The sequence below is a fragment of the Litchfieldia stipae genome (assembly GCF_014837155.1).
In the GTDB taxonomy this organism is placed as follows: Bacteria; Bacillota; Bacilli; order Bacillales; family Bacillaceae_L; genus Litchfieldia.
This window is the reverse complement of sequence record NZ_JACYHA010000017.1, coordinates 35,379-56,714: the sequence shown is the minus strand read 5'-3', so window position 1 is coordinate 56,714 and position 21,336 is coordinate 35,379. Positions and strand designations below refer to the sequence as shown.

Genomic DNA, 21,336 nt, shown 5'->3' with positions numbered 1-21,336 from the left:
AGAAAGGAGGGCGAATATGATTAAGGTCATGCTAGTAGACGATGAACCAATCGAACGTGAAGGTTTAATGCTCATGTTACTAAGAAATCGTTCTAATATTCAAGTAGTTGCCGAAGCTTCTAATGGTCAGAAAGCAGTCGAGCTTGCATTAGAACATAAGCCTGATTTAATTTTTATGGATATCAAAATGCCACGAATGGATGGAGTCCAAGCGGTGAAGGAAATACTCTCTAAACTCCCGACGACAAAATGTATTATGGTGTCTGCATTCAATACGTTTGAATATGCACAACAGGTGATGAAATATGGGGTGAAGGAGTATTTACTGAAGCCAAGTAAGCTCTCTGATGTTCTTGAAGCTGTTGATCGGATGGTTATGGAAATAGAAGAAACTCAGAAAAATAAAGTTCACCAACAGGAACTAAGTCAGCGCCTGGAGAGAATTAGTACCCTTGTTGAAAGGGAGTTTGTCTTTTCAATGATGATGGATGATGTTCATGATTTTCAGAAGGAAGATTGGGATCAGTGGCTCGACTTACAAGAGAAAAGTGGCTTTGTGATTATTTTTTCCTTTCAAGCCCATGATGGTTTCTCCGATCGAAAGGACAAGGAACGATGGTATCAGAGGTTAAGAATAATTTTACATGAACAAAATCTAGATTGTTTAGTAGGGCCACTCATTAACTATCAAGTACCTGTGTTTGTTTTTTCATCAAAAGGGACAGTACAAGAGGATGTCCTGTTATCTACAATCAGTGCTTTTCAACATAAGGAATCAGCTAGATTACTAGCTGGGACGGGAAGTGTTGTCGAACATACGGGTTATTTTCCTCAATCCTATGAAGAGGCTGTGTATGCGTTAGAATCAGTCTATAATCATCAGACCGCTAATTATATGATCTTCCATCCCGAGCTTAAGAAGAAAAGGCAAGAGCTCATCCCCTTTGAAAAAGAGAAGGAATTGATTGAAGCCATAAAAGAAGGAGATCTTCAAAGAAGCTTACAGCAATTTGATACGTACTTTCAATTAGTTCATGAAGCAAGCCAACATGAATTAAAAGAAACCATGAAGAGAATGGAAGAGTTCTTTAGCGTATTAACAAGGCCAATTAAAGAGCTTGGGATCGATGAAGAAGTACAGTTAAGTCTACAGATGTTAGAATCACCTATGCAGGTTAGAGAGAGGGCTAAGAGTCATTTGATTTCGATTATGGAGCATATAAGAGAGTGGCGAAAGAACGATATAGATGTTCTCCTCTTGAATACAAAAGCTTATATTGACCATAACTACCATAAACAAATTACTTTAGATGATGTGGCTGAAAAAGTAGGATTAAGCTCCTACTATTTAAGTAAACTATTCAAGGATCGCTTTGATATCACCTTTATTGATTATTTGACTCAAGCACGGTTAAATAAAGCAAAGAAATTTTTACGAGATGACCGTCTTTCATTGAAAGAAATTGCCCTTACTATTGGATACAAAGACCCTAATTATTTCAGTCGAGTGTTCAAGAAGGAAACAGACCTTAGTCCAAGTGAATATAGACGAAAGTTAATGAGTACAAAGAAGTAACGAAGCTGAATGTCGTTACTTCTTTTTTTTATGATTTGAACACATGACAAAAATGTCCAGATATTTGACAAGAATGTGAAGGTGGAAGCGATTCCACCTTGTTTAATTTATGATAAATTGAAATTATCAAGTTTTTGGAAGGCAAAATGATAGATCATTTTGAATACGCAACCATTCTTTGAAAAGGTTATCAATAAGACTTTGGAGGTGCTAAGTAGGTTTTGTAATGAATCTTTTTCAGCGTTAGTGTGAAAAACATAAGTTCATAGTTTGTAAGATATTCAACTGTATTGTTCTAATTACTTATTATAAAAAATCATACATTAAGAAGGAGAAACATCATGAATCTAGTTACAATCCTATCATTTATATTTTTTACCCTGCTAGTTGCATTTATCTCATATCGTGCCACTCGCGGTGAAAATCTTGAAACTCAGGACGGATATTTCCTTGGTGGACGAAGCTTAACAGGATGGGTCATTGGTGGTTCATTGATGCTGACCAACCTTTCAACTGAGCAGCTAATTGGACTAAATGCAGAAGGCTATTCGTATAACATGTCATCAATGGGATGGGAAGTTGGCTCAGCGATCGCACTTGTTATCGTTGCCTTGTATTTCTTACCAAGATATTTAAAAGGTGGTATTACAACGATACCAGATTTTTTAGAAAAACGTTTTGATAGCGGAACCAAACAAATTGTTACGATTCTGTTTTTATTTGGATTTATCTTAAATTTATTACCACCAATCCTTTATACAGGGGCGGTTGCTTTAAGTGGTATCTTCAATGTACCAGAAATGTTAGGAGTAAGCCCAACAGCAGCTCTTTGGATTACTGTATGGACCATTGGGATCGTTGGCTCGATTTATGCGATTGTTGGTGGATTAAAAGCAGTAGCCATCTCTGACTCGATTAACGGAATTGGTTTATTAATTGGTGGTTTATTAATTCCAATCTTAGGTTTAGCTGTGCTAGGAAGCGGTAATCCTATCGAGGGATTTGGTGTGATTATGGAAAAAACGCCGGAAAAGCTAAACGCAATTGGTGGACCATCTGACCCAGTACCATTTGGAACAATGTTCTCAGGTATGCTATTAGTTAACTTGTTTTATTGGGGTACAGCGCAGCATATTATGCAGCGTGCGCTTGCAGCGAAAAACTTAAAAGAAGGTCAAAAGGGGTTAATCATTGCAGCATTCTTAAAGTTATTAGGTCCAGTATTCTTAATTTTACCTGGAATTATCGCATTCAATATTTTTGGTTCAGGTCTTAAATCAGTAGATGCGTATCCGATGCTTGTTACACATGTATTACCTACACCATTAGTTGGTTTCTTTGCAGCGGTCCTATTTGGTGCGATTTTATCATCATTTAACTCTGTATTAAATTCAACGGTTACACTATTTACATTAAATATTTATAAGCCATATTTTAATCCAAAAGCGACTGATAAAGAGTTGATTAAAAAAGGGAAACTGATAGGAATTTTCTTAGCGATTTTTGCGATGTGTGTTGCACCATTATTGGCATTTGCATCAGAAGGATTCTTCCAATATTTCCAAATGGTTAATGGGTTTTATAATGTACCAATCTTAACAATTGTCCTTATGGGTTATTTAACAAAGAGAGTCCCAGCCATTGCTGCAAAGGTTTCGTTGATTGTATTCATTGGAGTGTATGGATTTACGCAAATCGTTTGGGATGGTGGAATTCATTACCTACACATTTTAGCGGTCCTATTTGTTGTATGCGTTACTCTGATGCTTGTTATAGGTTACTTCAAACCACGAGATACAGAATTTGTGTTAGAGGATGTAAAAGCGGTTGATTTAACACCATGGAAGCTCTTATTTCCAATGGGGCTTGCAGCAGTCGTTGCAATGATTATTGTTTATACAATCTTCTCAACTTATGGAATAGCTTCATAACTAGTTTTCTTCAAATAAGAGTCCTGATTGATAGGGCTCTTATTTTTTATTGGTCGGGATGGATTACTAGAATGAAGAATAATGGTAATATGAAAGAAAGAACTGTTTATTGGTCAGAATGAAGGTATTAGGAAGGAAGTGGAATCATGGATGTTGACACAGTGTTGCAGGAGCTTGAAGCGCTCGGCAAGGAACGAACAAAAAAGATGTACATATCTAATGGGGCACATGAGCCTCTTTTTGGAGTGGCTACAGGTGCGATGAAGCCAATTGCTAAGAAAATCAAAATCAATCAAGACTTAGCTGAAGAGCTTTATGCAACAGGTAACTATGATGCGATGTATTTCGCAGGAATTATCGCCGATCCAAAGGGAATGACTGAATCTGATTATGATCGTTGGATGGATGGTGCTTACTTTTATATGCTGTCTGATTATGTCGTTGCAGTTACACTATCAGAGTCAGATATCGCGCAAGAAGTTGCTGATAAATGGATTGCAAGCGGGGACGAGCTTAGAATGTCAGGTGGCTGGAGCTGTTACTGCTGGCTTTTAGGGAATCGCAAAAATGAAGAATTCTCCGAAAGTAAAATATCAACAATGCTCGATCAAGTGAAAAGTACCATACACGATGCACCAGAACGAACGAAAGCATCGATGAATAATTTTCTATACACGGTTGGAATTTCATATGTACCTTTGCATGAAAAAGCAGTTGAAACAGCTAAGGAAGTTGGCATTGTAGAGGTCAAACGAGAAAAGAAAAAGCCTAGCTTGCTAAACCCTTCAGAAACAATCCAAAAAGAAGTAGACCGAGGAAAACTTGGCTTCAAACGTAAATATGTAAGATGTTAAAATAAATCAAAAGATGTGAGTCACCGGATCGGAGATTCACATCTTTTGCTATGTCATCGAAGATTCGCCTTGCGATAACCATCATATACACTGATTGCTGCAGTGATAATATATGAGATGATGATAGTAAGAACTAGCCATGTTTTAAATGGATTACCATTCATCGAAAATAAATTGGTCAGATAGGTAATAAATTCATGATTGAAGATGTTCGGATTTACGATGATAATTGTAAATACGATGGTTGAAAATAGCTGAAGGGCCGTGTTGTAGGTAGCCAATCTTTTCGTCCATTGTCCTTTGATTAGTTTTACAAGAGCGATGGCGATTTCTAAGCATGCAACTAATAATACAACCGGCCAATATCGTAATAAAACATCTTGGTTAAGCGCTGGAATCACAAATTCAAGGCCTTCGTTTCGCCCAATATATATGCCTAGCAATTGATTTGCGTAAAAATAGAGCGTAACCCAGATTGCAGTCCACATTAAACCGCCAAACACCTCAAATTTGGAAATCGCTTTTTTCTTAGGGATATAAGCGATCTGTTTTAAATCATCTGGCGTCCACTTTGAAAGACTTGTGGTCAATGGTTGGTCATCTGTTCTTTTATCCACTCGTTCTATGATTGCAAATACAAGTGTGAACCAAAAGAATGTCTGGATCGACACATCAATGATTCTCCAAATACCGAAGCCAACAATGTCTAGAATAACATTGATTAACGCTTCTTCACCTTGATACCCAATAAAATACTCACCAATCATCGCAATGAATGTTACAACTGCAGCAATCGGGACAATCATTTTTAATAAAGAGACATAAACATCAAAATAACGTGGACCAATAAGGTGCATTGGACGATCTCGATAGCTACTAGCCAATTTTACTGGACTGCCTAGTTTTTCAAGAACCGACTTTACGTCTGTTTCCGTGTAATCCTCAGGTAGCATATCCTCGATGGTTGATTCTAACTCAAGTGCGATGTCATCCCGATTCTTTTCTGGCAATCTCCTAGTCACTTCATGAATGTAAATCTCAATCAGTTTCATTTTCTTCCTCTCCCTTCAATAAGCTGTAGAGCCGTTGTGAGTCCTCGAGCCACTCCTTTTTTAGCTGTGAAAAAACCTCTAACCCGTATTCGCTAAGTTCATAGTACTTGCGGGGTCTGCTCTCAGATTTGTCCCAGCTGCTTGTCAGCAACTCTTGTTTTTCTAAACGACGAAGCAATGGGTATAAGGTACTTTGGTCAATCGTAATCCCTGATGCTTCTAATAATTGAACAAGTGAATAGCCATATTGTGGGGTCCGTAATTGACTTAAAACCGCGAGTGTTAACGTACCTCTTCTAAGCTCTGTTGATAATGATTGCAATAAATTACCCATGTATTCACCTCTTTTAGGATACTATGTGTTATACAGTATATGATTTATACTATGTATCATACACTATGTGTGTGATGAAAGCAATGAAGATATTTGATTAAATATGAGAAATTCTGTTATGTTTAAAACAAGCTGTTATAAAAATAAGGGAGTTGACTCGTTTTGAAAAAGATTTCGACCTTTTTAATGTTTCAAGATTATAATGCTGAGGAAGCAATGAATTTTTACACATCAATCATTGAGGATTCAGAAATTACAAGTATTACTCGTTACGGTCCAAATGAGCAAGGAAAAGAAGGAACGATCATGAATGCGACTTTTACATTAAAAGGACAAAATTTCATGGTTTTTGATAGTTTCGTCAAACATAAATTTGACTTTACACCTGCGATTTCAATCTTTCTTACATGTGACTCAGAAGAGGAACTTGACCATCTGTATGAAAAATTAGGTGAAGGTGGAGTAGCGCTAATGCCGCTTGGGGATTATGGATTTAGTCAGAAATTTGGCTGGGTGAATGATAAATTTGGCGTGTCTTGGCAAATTGACTTACCAAAAGAAGATAATTAAGTTGTCAAGGTGAAAATCCTTTTGACTTTTAGTACATATCCATCTATAATTAGACTGATTTTAGGTAGAGGAGGGTTATTAAAAATGCAATCAGTTAGACTACGTTTCGTATCTTTGAACCAGTAATTGAATACGTTCAAAGGCTCTGTTTTTGTGGCAGAGTAAACGGGATCAGTCTGTCCTTTTTTTAATAATCTTCATTTCGGATATAGATGACATTGAAGAAAGGCGATCAGTCTGCCTTTCTTTTTCCATACGTTTACTCAGGAAATCACAAGACAGGTGTCTGTGATTTTTTATTTTATATGTAGGTTAATTGATTCATATGTAATAGTGTCGACCCTCCCGTGGGAGTCGTGAGTCCCCACAGGACGCGGAGTGTATTCAGACTGCGAGGGTAGAAGCAACTATATATGAGGACAGCTATAATAAAAGAACGTGCTTGATTTACTGGGGATTTCATGTGCTATTTATCTAAAAATTAAAGAAAAAAGAAGGTCGTGAGAAGATGAACTCAGTAAATGAACGTGGATTTGAACAATGGAAGAAGAATATTATACTATTTCTAAGCAGTCAAACGATATCGCTATTTGGTTCGGCATTAGTCCAATATGCAATCATGTGGCATATCACTCTTAGTACAAAATCAGGAATGATGATGACGATATTCATCATATGTGGTTTCATTCCTACCTTTATTTTATCGCCGTTTGCAGGTGTATGGGCGGATCGGTATAACCGAAAATATCTCATTATTATCGCCGATAGCTTAATTGCATTAGCAACATTGATCCTTGCAATTGTATTCATGACTGGATATGACGCAATTTGGCTATTATTCCTAATGGCAGCAGTCAGAGCTATCGGAACCGGAATCCAAACTCCCGCAGTAGGAGCGATCTTACCGCAAATCGTACCAAAAGAACAACTAACGAAAGTGAATGGAATCAACGGAAGTATACAAGCAATTATTATGTTTGTTGCACCGATTGTAAGTGCAGGCTTATTGAATGTAGCTACTCTTGAAGTCATTTTCTTTATCGATGTAGTGACCGCAGCGATAGCTATCTTCACGTTAATAGTGTTTGTGAAAATTATGGCGCATAAGAAAGCGGCAACTGATCAACAACCAACAAGCTATTTCAATGATTTCAAGCAAGGTGTTGTGTACATTAAGAATCACAACTTCTTGAAACAGTTATTCCTATTCTTTGGAGTATTCTTCGTCTTAATGGCACCAGCTGCCTTTTTGACACCACTTCAAGTAACGCGTACGTTTGGTGATGATGTTTGGCGTTTACCAGCAATCGAAATTGCCTTCTCGATAGGAATGATGGCTGGAGGCGGAATCATTGCTGCTTGGGGTGGATTTAATAATAAAATTCATACAATGACGTTAGCAAGTATTATAATGGGGTTATGTACATTTGCTTTAGGAGTTGTACCGATTTTCTGGATTTATTTAGTCTTCATGGCGGCATTTGGTCTCGCGATGCCAATCTTTAATACGCCAACAACTGTGTTAATTCAAGAGAAAGTAGACGAAAGCTACTTAGGAAGAATCTTCGGTGTGTTTGGAATGATTTCAACATCAATGATGCCAATCGGAATGCTAATTTTCGGACCATTGGCAGACGTCATCGAAGTAGAATGGCTTCTAATCGGAACAGGTATACTATTGTTCATCCTGTCCTTACTCTTAGGTAGAAACAAAGTACTACTCGAAACTGGTAAGTCAGTTGTTACGGAGCCAGCGAAATAAACTAATAGGTAAAAAGAGACGAAATTATTAAGATTTCGTCTCTTTTTTTTGAGAATTATGAAGTAGCTGGAAACCATTGATATAATTTATTAAAAGAAAAGGAGTTGGTTGGAGATGTGTGGGATTAGAAAGTAAACATAAGGATAGAGATTTAGACATACCAAAACATCGTGAGGATTTATTGATAGAAATTGAAAAAGATTTATTGGACGATAAAAATATTTTAGGTGTATTTTATGGAGGTTCACTGGGAAATAAAAATACTGACTTGTATTCAGATATTGATCTCCGCATAGTTGTCAGAGACGATGTTTTCGAAGAATATAGGTTGAATAAAAAACAAAGAGCTACAAATTGGGGCGAAGTTTTGTTTTTTGAAGATTTTCCATGGGCAACTTATAGTATCGCTCATTATAACACGTTCATTAAAATTGATAGTTTTTATTATAAAACGATAGATATTGAACCTTCAGTCTGGTTCCAAAATATAAACATTGTCAGGGATACCAAAGATTTTCTGAAAGATATTCTAGAAAAATCTATGAAGTTATCCTACTCTCCAACTGTTACAGAAGTTGAGATTTGGAGAGCGAAGTTTTTTGCATATGTACACGAAGCTTATCGAAGGATTATGAGAAATGAGATATATTATGCTCTACAATGCCTAGATAACTTACGACTTTCAATGGTCACTGGTTGGTATATGGATGCAGGAATTCAACCAAATACGTTCGGAGATTGGGCAAAGTTTGAAGGGGATAGAAGTAAATTAGTTGAATGGCAACTTGTTCTACTTAAACGTTGGCATAGTACCAGAGAACCTGAGGACATTTTTAATGTAATGAGAAGTATTATACCTGAGTTTCTGAAAGTGCATAATAGCTTATGCACTAAATTAGAATTAGATGAAAATCTAAATGTGGTTGAAGGAATACTGAGTATGGCATTATAAATAAATAATAAAAAGGTAGCGGAAATCGCTGCCTTTTTTAGTTCACTCAATTGACATATACAGTTAAACTGTATAAAATGTAACTGTATAGTTGAACTATATAGTTTACCTTTATAATAATAGGTACTCGGAGGAATCAAATGAATCGAGATAAGAATTTACCATTAACTGAAACGACATACTACATTCTTTTATCACTAATAGAACCAGCGCACGGTTACTTAATGATGCAAAAAGTAGAGGAATTAAGTGATCATCAGGTAAAGATAGCAGCAGGAACACTTTACGGTGCGATTGAGAATTTGTTAAAACACCAATTAATTCAAGCAGTTAAGAGTGATGATAAGCGACGAAAAACATATGTGATTACTGAAAAAGGCAAGGATGTTCTACGATTAGACTTTGAACGAATGAAGCATATGATTAGCATAACTAAAAACGTATTTGAGCAATAATAAGGGGTGGTACAATGAGGAAATTTAAATTTTTCCTAGATTTTGATAAAGAGGAAAAGTGGCTAGAGGAAATGGCGAAAAAAGGCTATCAATTAAAGGATCGAACGTTTGGATACAAATTTCTATTAACGGATCCAGAGGATGCCAAGATTAAAATTGATTATAGAAAGTTTAAAAAACAAGAGGACTTCATAGACTATTGCACACTGTTTGAAGACAGTGGCTGGAAGCATATTGCAGGTTCAAAGAACTCTGGAACACAATATTTTCAAAAGTTGAATGATGCTATGGAGGAAGATATTTTCTCTGATAAGCTCTCAAAAGCTGGGAAATATAAACGGCTATCTGATATGTTTACAGAAACAACCATTTGCTTTATCCCCATATTTGTAGCACTTTTAACCACAGATGTAATTGATGTTAATGCATTGTTACATCCAAAGGAGTTATTTTATACACCTGGTTTATGGGAAATGAAGGGGATCTCCTTCTGGGGAGCCTTCTTATTCGAGACTCCATTTGTCCTATTTAGAAGTTTTATATGGCTATTCATTCCAGTAATGTTAATTTTAAATATAGTGTTTGGCTATCAAGCTAAAAAATTGTATGAGATGAATAAAGAGTAGTATCTTATAAAATTTTGTTGAATTAGTTGACGTGTCCTGTATATCGTTTATAATTAATGGAGTATTTTGATTGAAATTGAATGTTTTTGATTGTTTTTTGAAAGAAACCGAAAAGGTAGTGAAATCATGATTTATACTTGCACATTAAACCCGTCTGTTGATCATATTGTTCATGTGAAAGAATTTGAACTTGGTTCGATTAATCGAATGTCTTTTGACGCTAAATACCCAGGTGGGAAGGGAATTAATGTTTCTCGAGTATTAAAGCGACTAGGGGTTGAGAGTGAGGCACTCGGTTTTATAGGTGGTTTTACAGGAAGATTTATTGATGATGTGATTAAAAGTGAGGGAATTTCCACTAATTTTATCGAAGTAAATGGTGATTCTAGAATTAATATGAAATTAACATCTGATTCAACGACTGAAACTGAAATCAATGGTCAAGGACCTGCGATTACAGACCAACAATTTTCCCAGCTTGTAAATCAGGTGGAAAGTTTAAAAAGTGGGGATATACTTGTCCTTGCGGGAAGTATTCCAAGTAGCTTGCCTAGCAATTTGTATACGCAGCTTTCCAAGATTGCGGTTAGTCGCGGTGCGAAGGTTGTTGTTGATATAAGTGGCAAGGTTCTATTAGATATTGTCGAGCAGGGACCATTTTTTATTAAGCCCAACCATCATGAGCTTGGTGAATTGTTTGATGTCACGATTGAGACTGCTGAAGAAGCCATTCCTTACGGAAAAAAACTGCTTGAATTAGGAGCAGAAAATGTAGCTATATCAATGGCTGGAAAAGGTGCATTACTCATTACGAAGGATGGCGTATATCAAGCGACTGTACCAAAGGGGACGGTGAAGAACTCTGTTGGTGCTGGTGATTCACTTGTCGCAGGTTTTCTTGGTGCCTATTCACAGAATCCGGATTTAGTTGAGGCATTTCGTCATGGTGTTGCATCAGGTAGTGCAACCGCGTTTGCTCTTGATTTGTGTACCAAAGAAGATGTAGACCGATTGAAGCCAGAAGTTGACATTAAACAAATTGGATAGTCCAATGAAGTCGGCGCTTTGTCGGCTTTTTTTTTGTGGTATATTCTATTATAGGAAGAGTTAGAAAATGAGACGATAGATTGGGAGAGTACGGGATGAGGGCTATATATTTTTTTGTTGGATTAGTTAGCATTGCATTGTTAGTGGGCTGTCAAATGAATCAAGAGGAGACAATGGTTCTATTGGATGAGAAGGTGATTGAAGTCAATGTATCTAAATCAAATGGATTTGGTGACATGAACTTTGAGTTGCTTCATTCATTTAATGATAAGAAGTCGATTCAAGTGTTTGAGAAAGCGATCAGGAATGCAACACTACAAGAGATGGATTTTAACCCAACACAACCAGATTTCGATGTTATGGTAGAATATAAAGATGGACTTCCTACCCATGCAATTCACTTATGGCTGGGTGAAGAAGATGAAACTAGTATATTGATGTATATGATAGGCGAAGGAGAAACATATGTAACCTCTTCAAAAACGACGAATCAATTAAGAGAGTTACTTATTTCAGAGTAGGTTAAGGACATTTAATGTGCTGTTTTTTTAAAAAAAATTTAATATAACAAAATTGTAAATGGAATCTCTAGCAGGCGGAATCCATGTAGACTCCTGCGGCTAGAAAACAGCCTCAATTTATAACAAATACACTGTGTATAAATAAAAAATGTTTCCCATATGCTATATTCATGTACAATAGGATAATGGAAAGAAAAAAGAATCATGGGGGACAAACGGTGACATATCAACTTACGAATAAATTTAAATTGTTTGCATTAAATTCAAATCAAGAGCTAACACAAGAGATGGCAAGAATTCTCGGATGTGAGATTGGGAAGAGCTCTGTTTCTCGATTTAGTGATGGTGAAATCCATCTTAATATAGAAGAAAGTATTCGAGGCAGTGAAGTATATGTCGTTCAATCTACTTCATACCCTAGTAATGAACATATTATGGAGCTTTTAATCATGATTGATGCATTGAAAAGAGCTGCTGCAAAGTCTATTAATGTCGTCATTCCTTACTATAGCTATGCGCGTCAGGATCGGAAAGCAAGATCGAGAGAGCCAATTACTGCGAAGTTAATCGCAAATCTATTAGTGAGAGCAGGCGCAACGAGAGTTCTAACAATGGACTTTCATGCCCCTCAGGTTCAAGGATTCTTTGATATACCGGTGGACCACTTAAATGGGATGCGTATCTTTGCCGAGTATTATGAGAACAAGGGCTTAGAGGATGTAGTCGTGGTTGCTCCGCATAATGGGAGTGTAATAAGAGCTAGAAAATTAGCGAATCGCTTAGGTGCTCCCATTGCGTTAATTGATCGTAGACACCCAGAACGTAATATGTCTGAGATCATGAACATTGTTGGAAACATTGAAGGGAAGAACGTCATTCTAACAGATGATTTAATCGATACTGGTGCAACAATCACAGTTGCTGCAAATGCTTTGATGGAAAAAGGGGCAAAAGCCGTCTATGCTTGCTGTACTCATGCTGTCCTCTCAGGACCTGCAGTTGAACGAATTGAATCATCAGCCATCAATGAATTAGTGGTGACAAACACCATTCACATACCTGAAGAAAAGCAGATGGATAAAATGGTTACATTATCTGTCGCACCATTATTTGTAGATGCCATTGATCGAATTCATAATGAGAAAGCGGTAAGTCCTTTATTTGAATAATGAATGTAGGGGAGGCGAACTGTATAGTTTGCCTCTTTGTGTTACATATGGACGAAGAATAAAAACACTTAAACTTTCAATTGGTAAAATGATACAATAAAACTATGACTAAGGAAAGGTTGTGATCGAGATGAAACAGATTCAATTAAACAAGGTGATTGAAAAGTAGAGGGGAAATTGTCTTCTTTTCAATCTAAGATTAAAAAAACATTATTGAAAAGAGGATATGTATGTATCAAGATAACGAATTAATCATTCGGCCGATTGAGGAGCAGGATTTAGCGAAGCTATGGGAGTTAATTTATAAAGAGGATGCACCAGAATGGAAAAAGTGGGATGCACCTTATTTTCCTCATAAATCTAAACCATTCGAAGTATTCATGGAAACTGCATCACAATGGATTGGTGCAGAGGATATGTGGGTAATAACAGTAGATGAAGTTGTATGTGGGATTGTTAGTTATTATTTTGAAGATAAACAAGCTGTCTGGTTGGAATTAGGGATTGTTATCCATGAAGCCGGAAATTGGAATAAGGGAATAGGAACTCGTTCTCTGAAGCTTTGGATGGATCATATATTTAATTTCTTACCACTTGTAAGAGTAGGGGTAACCACTTGGTCAGGGAATGAGCGAATGATTCGGGTAGCAGAGAAATTAGGAATGCAAATGGAAGCTCGTATTAGAAAAGTACGTTTTTATGAAGGCAAATATTATGATTCAATTCGTATGGGCATTTTAAGAGAAGAGTGGGAAACAGTAAATCTGCCCCATTAATAGAAAGAGGATCTCCTATAATAAGAGATCCTCTTTGCAGTGTTATTTACTTAGTTCTCAAAACGATCAATAAATAATTGAGCTTGATGTGATAAGTTTAATTTAGCTGCTTCAGAAAGTTGATTCTTCTTTGCTTTGTTCAGTTGATCGATGAATTTATCCATGAAACGAATAACATTCTTTTCAGATCCCTTTTGTAAATGATGCTCTACTTGCTTTAATGTATTTTCTAATTGTGATACTAAAGGTCCAGTTAAGTCATCGCTTGCTTTATATTGTTCGATTAATTTCTCTACTCTGTTGACTTCACCAGGAGTGATAAATTGTGGTACAGGTACTTTAGAGAAATCAGTGTCTGATGCAAAATAGAAGCTAGGGTATGAAGGTTGGTTGTAACCAACGTTTTGCCATGCAATACCAGTTCGATATTGAGCATCATGCATCAGTGTATAAAGCTTACGGTCAGTTACTTCATCACTTAGGTAAATACGGATGGCTGAGCTATCCTCTGTGCGAACAAGAAGTTCTTCTCTCCAGTCACCGAAAACATCTGCAACTAGACTTGGATTTCCTTTTGTTCCGTTGTTTGTTCTCGTTCCAGTGGCAGTAAGCACTCGACCATTTTTCCAATCATCAATAGAAGGTGTTTGATTTTCAGCCCCATTGATAATTTGAGTTGTCATATCCTTTGACCATTTAATATTCATATTTGTTCCAGGTGCACTGTTACTGATATGTTCTCCTTGTGCTGTCCATAAGCCAACAGCCCATGTTTCTAATCCTCTACGAGTTGGATCAACATCTCCGATCATTCCACGACCAGTATCTCTACCAGTATAGCCACCATAAATGACTTCTCCAGTTGCAGCGTCACGTAAGGCATATCCATAAGGAGCCCATGCCCCGCCTTCAAACACCATGAAGATTTCTAAGCCTTCACGATCTGGATCAATATCTGCTACATGTAGTGCATCTCCATGGCCAAGTCCAGCTTCTGTCCCTGGTGCTCCACTACCCTCTGGCATGATATCTCGTGAATTATAGAGAAGGGTACCGTCATGGTCAATCGTTGACGAACCGTAAATGATTTCTTGCTTGCCATCTCCATCAACATCCGCAGTGCTTAATGAGTGAGCGCCTTGCGTTGTTAAATATGCAAATTCTTCATTTGTTCCAGGTGTTCCATGTGGTCCAGCATTAAATGGATTAGCCATTGGTGTCCAGCCACTATCTACTGTCCACTTTTCTTTAATATTCTTTCCATCCCAGTCATATGAAACAATGGTGCTTCTTGTATAATATCCACGAGCAAAAATAGCTGAAGGCTTGTCACCATCAAGATAAGCGACTCCAGCAAGGAAACGGTCAACACGGTTACCTGGCTCAATTCTGCTCATCGCATAATCTCCCCACATCAATCCATCATCATGACGGTCGATTGTGTAGTGAATCGTGTCAAGCTCTGCACCAGTTTCCCCATTAAATACAGTTAAATACTCAGGTCCTGATAAAATAAAACCTTCGAAATCTCGTAAATCATTACGGGCACTTCTTGCAGGTGCATACACATCAATGAAATAATCGACTAGACTTTCTGCATCCTCTTTCGATAACGGATAATTATATTGTGGCTCAATGCCAAAGCTTTCTTCTAATGTTGCTGGCCAGTTATTTGCAACAACCTCTTCATGCTCATGCCAGCCCATAAACATGTCGACTAAGTGATTATAGTAATCTTCACTGCTCATGCGATAGTCATCTTCATGACTATATCCAGCGTCAATATCCTCTTTTGGCATCGTAATATATTCTTCTGAAGCGACGTTCCCATCTTTATCAAACTTTAAGATCTTTGTACCTGGTGCCGTTTTAAACATCATTTCTGCTTTTCCATCTCCATCAAAGTCATAGACTAAGAATTGGGTGTAGTGAGCACCAGAGCGGATATTTACTCCTAAGTCAATACGATAGAGTAGTGTTCCATCCTGCTTATAGGCATCAATATACGTGTTCCCTGTATAACCTTTTTGTGAAACGTCCTTAGCATTGGAAGGATACCATTTAACAAAAAATTCATATTGGCCGTCACCATCAACATCACCAACACTCATATCATTTGCAGAATAGGTATATGCTTCGCCTGCAGGTGTCACTCCATCAGCTGGCTTATGTAATGGTAAATCATAGTAAGAATTTGCCCAAGGCTTAACAGACTCACTTTGATCGATTTCTTTGTTATCGACAACAGCACTTACATAATAACTAGAGGTAGGTGTACCTTCTTTATCCAGAAAGTTTGTACTGTCATCAACAGTTGCGATTTTTTTGCCATCACGATAGACATTGAAGTTTGCACCAGTCAACCCGTTATCAGAATAACCAGTGACTTCATTTGCTAATAATCGCCATGAAAGAAAGGTTCCTTCAGATGTCGAAGCAGCGACTAATCCTCGATCCAAATATTCTAGCTGAATTCCTTGAGTGATTGAAGTTGGATTCTTATCCTTACCGCCAGCAGCTGAAGCACCGACAACTCCAGTGAAAATTAAGCTCGTTGCTAAGACGTTAGTGATAATCTTTTTTGAGATTGAAGACTTTTTCATTTTTTCACCTTCCTGTTTTTTTATCGTAAAACTCTTCATCTTTCATGTTTCCCCTAAGAAGTTAAACGTGGTGAAAATCAACATATTTGACAACGCTTACAATTTTGTGTTAATTTCAACTCCTTTTTTTCTTTTTTTCCATCATAAAATAAACCCTGTCGGGCGTGATAAATGATGGAATACCCTGTAATTATAAAAGTGATGTACGACTTCCGCATTTAAAAATCAGTGATGTTTGTTTGAAAAACAGTGATTTGGAAAATTAGGGAAAAATGACCTATCCTAAGTAACTATCTATAGTCTGATATTCTATTGTTAGGAATAGTACCAAACTACTAAGTAGAACACTCTATTTTTTGTTCAATAAGTGGTAATCCAAGTTGACTATCTATTAGTAGGGCATTACAATTTAATTGAAACCGATTTCAAAAAAGAATGGTGGATTAGCATATGAAAAAGGGAAATATAACAATTTATGATATTGCCAAAGAAGCAAATGTTTCACCTGCAACCGTTTCCCGAGTCTTAACAGGAAATGCCAAAGTGCGACCTCAGACGATGCGGAAAATAATGAATGTGATTGAAAAATATAATTTTCGACCTAATAGTCTAGCAAGAAGCTTGTTACACAAACAATCAAAGACGATTGGCTTTATCTTACCAGACATTAATCATCCATTCTTCTCAACTCTTGTTCAAAAAAGTGAAGCATATGCGATGGAATTAGGCTATACCGTGTTTCTAGGAAATACGATGAATAACAGAAACAATGAATCTAAATATTTACAGAGCTTAGTAGAAAAGCAAGTTGATGGGATTATTTATATCGGTGGTAGTATTAATGACTCTGTCTCAAATGTAGCATTCGCTGAAGAAATGAAGAGTGTGATGGAAAGAGTTCCAATTGTTTTTGTGAATGGAGAGATGTCAGGCGTTGATGCTCATATTGTAAGGACAGATGAAGTATCAGGCATCAATAATTTGGTTGAGCTACTAGTAAATCTCAATCATAGAAGCATAGCTTTTCTAGGTGGAATGGAAGGAATCAGCTCTACTGATGTCAAAAAGACTGCCTTTGTTCAAGCGATGACAAGAAAAGGGCTCGAGATCAAACAGAATTGGATGTTAGGTACTGGTTTTAATATTGAATCAGGTGAAGAGGTTGCGTCACAATTACTAAATTTAAATGAACGACCTACAGCTGTTATTTGTGCGAATGATATGGTAGCCATTGGTGTCATCAAAGTTCTTACTAAGTTTGGACTACGGGTTCCAGAAGATGTGTCAGTTGTTGGATTTGATGATATCTATTTAGCTAAGCATTTCCCGCCGGGCATTACAACGGTCAGTCAAAATTATGAGCAACTAGGAAAAACAGCGATCAATGTGTTAGTTGATTTAATTAATGAGAAAGAAGCACCAAGAGAAACAGTCGTACCAACATTACTAGTATTAAGAGATTCATGTAAAATGTTATCAGAATCTTAAAATAGTATTTGACAATTTTCCAGAAGATGGAGTACGATAAATTTGAAATGGGTTTCATTTTTAAATAACGAATAAATAACCAAAGCGATTACTTCAGTAATTTCTTTGTAAATTCATTTTTGAAACCGATTACATTTCATTATATATAGTACATTTCAACTAAATAGAAGAGAGGTATTATGATGCTCAAACAGCTTAAAAAATTTAAGTACACACCACCTAAAAATGGTTATCCGGAATGGAATAACAATCCTGAAATTTTTCAATTGAATCGATTAGAGGCACATGCGACATTAATGCCGTATAAAACCGTTGATCAAGCACTTCATGGTGAACGATCTAAATCTGATTTTTACCAAACCTTAAATGGAAATTGGAAGTTTGCTTTCTATGAAAATCCTGAGAAAAGAAATAGAGAGTTTTACAAAGAAAATGTTAATACCAGTGAATGGGATGAAATAAAGGTTCCAGCACATTGGCAGCTGCAAGGCTATGATTATCCTCAATATACAAATGTTAGATACCCATGGGAAGGAAACGAGGATATTAAGCCACCGTTTGCACCAGTGAATTATAATCCTGTAGGTCAGTACAAACGTACATTTACGATCTCAGATGACTGGAAAAACCAGCCTGTCTACATCAGCTTCCAAGGCGTAGAGTCAGCCTTTTATGTCTGGTTAAATGGTGAACTAGTTGGTTATAGTGAGGACACCTTCACGCCAGCAGAATTTGATTTAACTCCATACCTAATTGATGGCGAAAATAGCTTATCAGTCGAGGTCTATCGATGGTGCGATGCTAGCTGGTTAGAGGATCAGGACTTTTGGAGAATGAGTGGAATCTTTCGTGATGTGTATCTCTACTCTACACCTGAAGTTCATATCAATGATTTCTTCGTGAAAACAGAGCTGGACCAAGACTATCAAGATGCCGAATTAAAAATTGAAGCCACCATAAAAAATGTATTTGAGCATGTCGTGAATGGATATGTTGTCGAAGCGACCTTATATGACCATGAACAAAAGCTAGTCTTAGAGAGTCCGCTTGAAATACAGGTGCAAATGGAGGATCAGGCAGCAATTAGGGTTGATACATCAACAATTATCAAGAATCCTTCTAAATGGAGTGCGGAAAGTCCGTATCTATATACGTTGGTGTTAGCACTAAAAGATGAAAAAGGAAATCTCCTAGAAACGGAAAGCTGTAAGGTTGGATTCCGAAAGTTTGAAATAAAAGATGGTCTTATGAAGATCAATGGAAAGCGCATTGTATTTAAAGGCGTCAACCGTCATGAATTTGCGTCTGATAAAGGACGCGCGGTGGCTTACGATGATATGGTAAACGATATTAAACTAATGAAGCAGTACAATATCAATTCAGTAAGAACCTCACATTACCCTAATCATCCAGTATGGTATGAGTTATGTGATCAGTATGGTTTGTATGTGATTGATGAAGTAAACCTTGAAACCCATGGGACTTGGAGATATGGTCAAAAGGAAGAAGAAGGAGCAATTCCAGGTAGTAAAGTAGAATGGCTGGATAATGTTCTGGACAGATGTCATTCGATGTTTCAACGTGATAAAAACCATCCATCGATTGTAATCTGGTCACTTGGGAACGAATCGTTTGGTGGAGATAACTTTATCAAAATGCATGATTTCTTCAAAGAAAAGGACCCTTCACGTATTGTTCATTATGAAGGAATTTTTCATTACCGCAAATCAGAGGCTGCTTCTGATATCGAAAGCACGATGTATATCAGTCCTGAAGGGGTAGAGCGGTATGCAAGAGAGGCTGAGAAGGCAGAGAATCCAAAGCCTTATATTCTATGTGAGTATAGCCATGCGATGGGGAATTCATGTGGAAACCTCTATAAATATACGGATTTATTTGAGAAACATCCAATCATCCAAGGTGGATTTATTTGGGACTGGAAGGATCAAGCATTGGAAACAAAGACAAAGGATGGGATCCCATTCCTAGCTTATGGTGGCGATTTTGGAGAAAGCCCACATGATGGAAACTTCTCTGGAAATGGATTAATCTTTGCAGATGGCACAATTTCACCGAAAATTATTGAGGTGAAGAAGTGTTATCAGAATGTCCGTTTTACGGTAAATAATCTAGAAGAAGGTCTTGTTGATGTTAAGAATAATTACTTATTTACTAATCTCAAGGAATTTGAACTAGTTTGGGAGTTAGCTGAAAATGGTGTGGTGATTCAAACAGGAATATCTGAAAGTAATGTAGAGCCATGCTCTGATGGGACAGTGAACATAGATTATTCACTACCTAAGCCTTGCAAAGCGGGTGATGAATACATTTTAACACTTAGCCTTCAATTGAAAGATGACAATGGATGGGCTGAGAAAAATCATGAGGTTGCTTTTGAACAATTTATTATTCCTGTCGTGAATCAAGCTACAGAGCAAAAGTCGATCAGTTTACCTCAAACACAAGTCTTGCACACTGAAAAGAGTGTAGCGATTAAGGGTGCTGATTTTGAAGTTGTTTTTAATAAAACCAATGGAAGATTGCACTCCTATATCTTCAAGGGTGAACAAATTCTTACCAATGAATTAGATGTGAATTTCTGGCGTGCAATGACTGATAATGATCGAGGAAGTAAATTGGATCAGCGCAGTTCTGTCTGGAGAGAAGCTGGAAATCATAAACGTCTAACTTCATTTATTGTGGAAGAAGTAAATGCTTCAACAACAATAATTACGGTCAGCTTTAGTTTGCCAACTGTTATGTCAGCTTGCAGAATGGTCTATACCATCACTGGTGATGGGGGAGTGAAAGTGGATTATGACCTACTACCTGGCCAAGACCTACCAGAAATCCCTGAGATTGGAATGATTGCTACGTTAGATGGCTCATTTGATACGATCTCATGGTATGGAAAAGGACCCTATGAAAACTATTGGGATAAGGAAAAGGGTGCGAAAATCGGTCTATATACTGGGAAGGTAAAGGATCAATATGTACCATACTTACGACCACAGGAGTGCGGAAACAAAGTAGGTGTCAGATGGGCACTTCTTACGAATCAACAAGGAATCGGCTTTAAAATAATTGGAAGTCCTACTTTAGAGGTGAACGCTTTACCATACACACCATTTGAGCTTGAGGAGCATGATCACGGATATAAGTTACCTTCTAGCGACAAAACTGTCGTACGGATAAATTACAAGCAAATGGGTGTAGGTGGAGATAATAGCTGGGGACAAAGAACACATCCAGACTTCACACTGTTTGCGAATCGAACGTATTCTTATTCATATAAGCTGATAGGAATTCAACTATAAGATTTATACATGTCTATTTGGTCTCGAGGTTAGGATAGTTTAATTAAGAGACCAAATAGTTTCTTTTCATTGTATAAATATAAATGAAACCGATTTCTATTATAGAAATTCCGGAAGAAAAAATTTAAAATAGTCAAAAAATTTGTATTTACTTTTTAAGAACCCCAAAATATAATTAGACTTAAGTAACCGCTTACATATGTGATTCGTGAGTTTTATTGATTAAATGTGTTATGAATAAAAACAGATTAAGAGTATTTTTAAAATGAAACCGATTTCAAATGAGGCTATTTTACTAGGATG

17 protein-coding genes are annotated in these 21,336 nt (G+C 37.0%); 14 read left to right on the top strand and 3 right to left on the bottom strand.

Annotation, left to right across the window (positions count from 1 at the left end):
• Positions 1-16 precede the first annotated feature (16 nt).
• The 3 genes from F7888_RS17135 to F7888_RS17125 all read left to right on the top strand — a co-directional run bounded on the left by F7888_RS17135 (position 17) and on the right by F7888_RS17125 (position 4,361).
• Complete coding sequence (locus F7888_RS17135; protein ID WP_191781570.1) at positions 17-1,576, top strand: response regulator; 1,560 nt, start codon at positions 17-19, stop codon at positions 1,574-1,576.
• A 341-nt stretch (positions 1,577-1,917) separates the two neighbouring features.
• Positions 1,918-3,507 carry a solute:sodium symporter family transporter gene (locus tag F7888_RS17130; RefSeq protein ID WP_191781568.1) on the top strand — a complete coding sequence of 530 codons (1,590 nt, stop codon included), beginning with the start codon at positions 1,918-1,920 and terminating at the stop codon, positions 3,505-3,507.
• Positions 3,508-3,653: 146 nt separating this feature from the next.
• Positions 3,654-4,361, top strand: coding sequence for a DNA alkylation repair protein (locus F7888_RS17125; RefSeq protein WP_191781566.1), 708 nt, complete (start codon positions 3,654-3,656; stop codon positions 4,359-4,361).
• Positions 4,362-4,414: 53 nt separating this feature from the next.
• On the opposite strand, the gene F7888_RS17120 is transcribed toward F7888_RS17125, so the two are convergent.
• Together F7888_RS17120 and F7888_RS17115 are read right to left on the bottom strand one after the other, a co-directional pair.
• Positions 4,415-5,413, bottom strand: coding sequence for an HAAS signaling domain-containing protein (locus F7888_RS17120; protein WP_191781564.1), 999 nt, complete (start codon positions 5,411-5,413; stop codon positions 4,415-4,417).
• The gene (locus tag F7888_RS17115; RefSeq protein ID WP_191781562.1) at positions 5,400-5,747 is read right to left on the bottom strand and encodes a PadR family transcriptional regulator; all 348 of its coding nucleotides are present in this window, start codon (positions 5,745-5,747) and stop codon (positions 5,400-5,402) included. Before F7888_RS17115 ends, F7888_RS17120 begins: the two co-directional genes overlap by 14 nt.
• Before the next feature lie 162 nt (positions 5,748-5,909).
• Between F7888_RS17115 and F7888_RS17110 the strand changes: the two genes are divergently transcribed.
• The 9 genes from F7888_RS17110 (at position 5,910) to F7888_RS17070 (ending at position 13,625) form a co-directional block, all read left to right on the top strand.
• Entirely contained in the window at positions 5,910-6,317 is a 408-nt protein-coding gene (locus F7888_RS17110; RefSeq protein WP_191781560.1) for a VOC family protein, read from the top strand.
• 508 nt (positions 6,318-6,825) lie between these two features.
• Entirely contained in the window at positions 6,826-8,079 is a 1,254-nt protein-coding gene (locus F7888_RS17105; protein WP_191781558.1) for an MFS transporter, read from the top strand.
• Positions 8,080-8,197: 118 nt separating this feature from the next.
• A complete protein-coding gene (locus F7888_RS17100; protein WP_191781556.1) occupies positions 8,198-9,031 on the top strand; it encodes a hypothetical protein in 834 nt (277 codons plus the stop codon).
• Between the two features lie 140 nt (positions 9,032-9,171).
• Complete coding sequence (locus F7888_RS17095) at positions 9,172-9,486, top strand: PadR family transcriptional regulator (RefSeq protein ID WP_191781554.1); 315 nt, start codon at positions 9,172-9,174, stop codon at positions 9,484-9,486.
• Between the two features lie 14 nt (positions 9,487-9,500).
• Positions 9,501-10,112 carry a DUF2812 domain-containing protein gene (locus F7888_RS17090; RefSeq protein ID WP_191781551.1) on the top strand — a complete coding sequence of 204 codons (612 nt, stop codon included), beginning with the start codon at positions 9,501-9,503 and terminating at the stop codon, positions 10,110-10,112.
• Positions 10,113-10,238: 126 nt separating this feature from the next.
• Positions 10,239-11,159, top strand: coding sequence for a 1-phosphofructokinase (gene pfkB, locus F7888_RS17085; RefSeq protein ID WP_191781549.1), 921 nt, complete (start codon positions 10,239-10,241; stop codon positions 11,157-11,159).
• 95 nt (positions 11,160-11,254) lie between these two features.
• Positions 11,255-11,680: a hypothetical protein gene (locus F7888_RS17080; RefSeq protein WP_191781547.1), complete on the top strand. Its 426-nt coding sequence runs from the start codon at positions 11,255-11,257 to the stop codon at positions 11,678-11,680.
• A 185-nt stretch (positions 11,681-11,865) separates the two neighbouring features.
• Positions 11,866-12,849, top strand: coding sequence for a ribose-phosphate diphosphokinase (locus F7888_RS17075; protein WP_191781545.1), 984 nt, complete (start codon positions 11,866-11,868; stop codon positions 12,847-12,849).
• A gap of 230 nt (positions 12,850-13,079) precedes the next feature.
• Entirely contained in the window at positions 13,080-13,625 is a 546-nt protein-coding gene (locus tag F7888_RS17070; RefSeq protein WP_191781542.1) for a GNAT family N-acetyltransferase, read from the top strand.
• Between the two features lie 50 nt (positions 13,626-13,675).
• Here F7888_RS17070 and F7888_RS17065 read toward each other — a convergent pair whose 3' ends face one another.
• Positions 13,676-16,228, bottom strand: a complete 2,553-nt coding sequence (locus F7888_RS17065) for a rhamnogalacturonan lyase (protein WP_191781650.1) — start codon at positions 16,226-16,228, stop codon at positions 13,676-13,678.
• Positions 16,229-16,678: 450 nt separating this feature from the next.
• Here F7888_RS17065 and F7888_RS17060 point away from each other — a divergent pair, with 450 nt between their 5' ends.
• Together F7888_RS17060 and lacZ are read left to right on the top strand one after the other, a co-directional pair.
• Positions 16,679-17,716 carry a LacI family DNA-binding transcriptional regulator gene (locus F7888_RS17060; RefSeq protein WP_191781540.1) on the top strand — a complete coding sequence of 346 codons (1,038 nt, stop codon included), beginning with the start codon at positions 16,679-16,681 and terminating at the stop codon, positions 17,714-17,716.
• 182 nt (positions 17,717-17,898) lie between these two features.
• Positions 17,899-21,033: a beta-galactosidase, LacZ type gene (lacZ, locus tag F7888_RS17055; RefSeq protein ID WP_191781538.1), complete on the top strand. Its 3,135-nt coding sequence runs from the start codon at positions 17,899-17,901 to the stop codon at positions 21,031-21,033.
• The last annotated feature ends 303 nt before the right edge of the window (positions 21,034-21,336 follow it).

Coding starts and splice junctions, on each gene's coding strand:
- F7888_RS17135 (WP_191781570.1), top strand. CDS start 17: ATGATTAAGGTCATGCTAGTAGACGATGAACCAATCGAACGTGAAGGT.
- F7888_RS17130 (WP_191781568.1), top strand. CDS start 1,918: ATGAATCTAGTTACAATCCTATCATTTATATTTTTTACCCTGCTAGTT.
- F7888_RS17125 (WP_191781566.1), top strand. CDS start 3,654: ATGGATGTTGACACAGTGTTGCAGGAGCTTGAAGCGCTCGGCAAGGAA.
- F7888_RS17120 (WP_191781564.1), bottom strand. CDS start 5,413: ATGAAACTGATTGAGATTTACATTCATGAAGTGACTAGGAGATTGCCA.
- F7888_RS17115 (WP_191781562.1), bottom strand. CDS start 5,747: ATGGGTAATTTATTGCAATCATTATCAACAGAGCTTAGAAGAGGTACG.
- F7888_RS17105 (WP_191781558.1), top strand. CDS start 6,826: ATGAACTCAGTAAATGAACGTGGATTTGAACAATGGAAGAAGAATATT.
- F7888_RS17095 (WP_191781554.1), top strand. CDS start 9,172: ATGAATCGAGATAAGAATTTACCATTAACTGAAACGACATACTACATT.
- F7888_RS17090 (WP_191781551.1), top strand. CDS start 9,501: ATGAGGAAATTTAAATTTTTCCTAGATTTTGATAAAGAGGAAAAGTGG.
- pfkB (WP_191781549.1), top strand. CDS start 10,239: ATGATTTATACTTGCACATTAAACCCGTCTGTTGATCATATTGTTCAT.
- F7888_RS17080 (WP_191781547.1), top strand. CDS start 11,255: ATGAGGGCTATATATTTTTTTGTTGGATTAGTTAGCATTGCATTGTTA.
- F7888_RS17075 (WP_191781545.1), top strand. CDS start 11,866: ATGGAAAGAAAAAAGAATCATGGGGGACAAACGGTGACATATCAACTT.
- F7888_RS17070 (WP_191781542.1), top strand. CDS start 13,080: ATGTATCAAGATAACGAATTAATCATTCGGCCGATTGAGGAGCAGGAT.
- F7888_RS17065 (WP_191781650.1), bottom strand. CDS start 16,228: ATGAAAAAGTCTTCAATCTCAAAAAAGATTATCACTAACGTCTTAGCA.
- F7888_RS17060 (WP_191781540.1), top strand. CDS start 16,679: ATGAAAAAGGGAAATATAACAATTTATGATATTGCCAAAGAAGCAAAT.
- lacZ (WP_191781538.1), top strand. CDS start 17,899: ATGCTCAAACAGCTTAAAAAATTTAAGTACACACCACCTAAAAATGGT.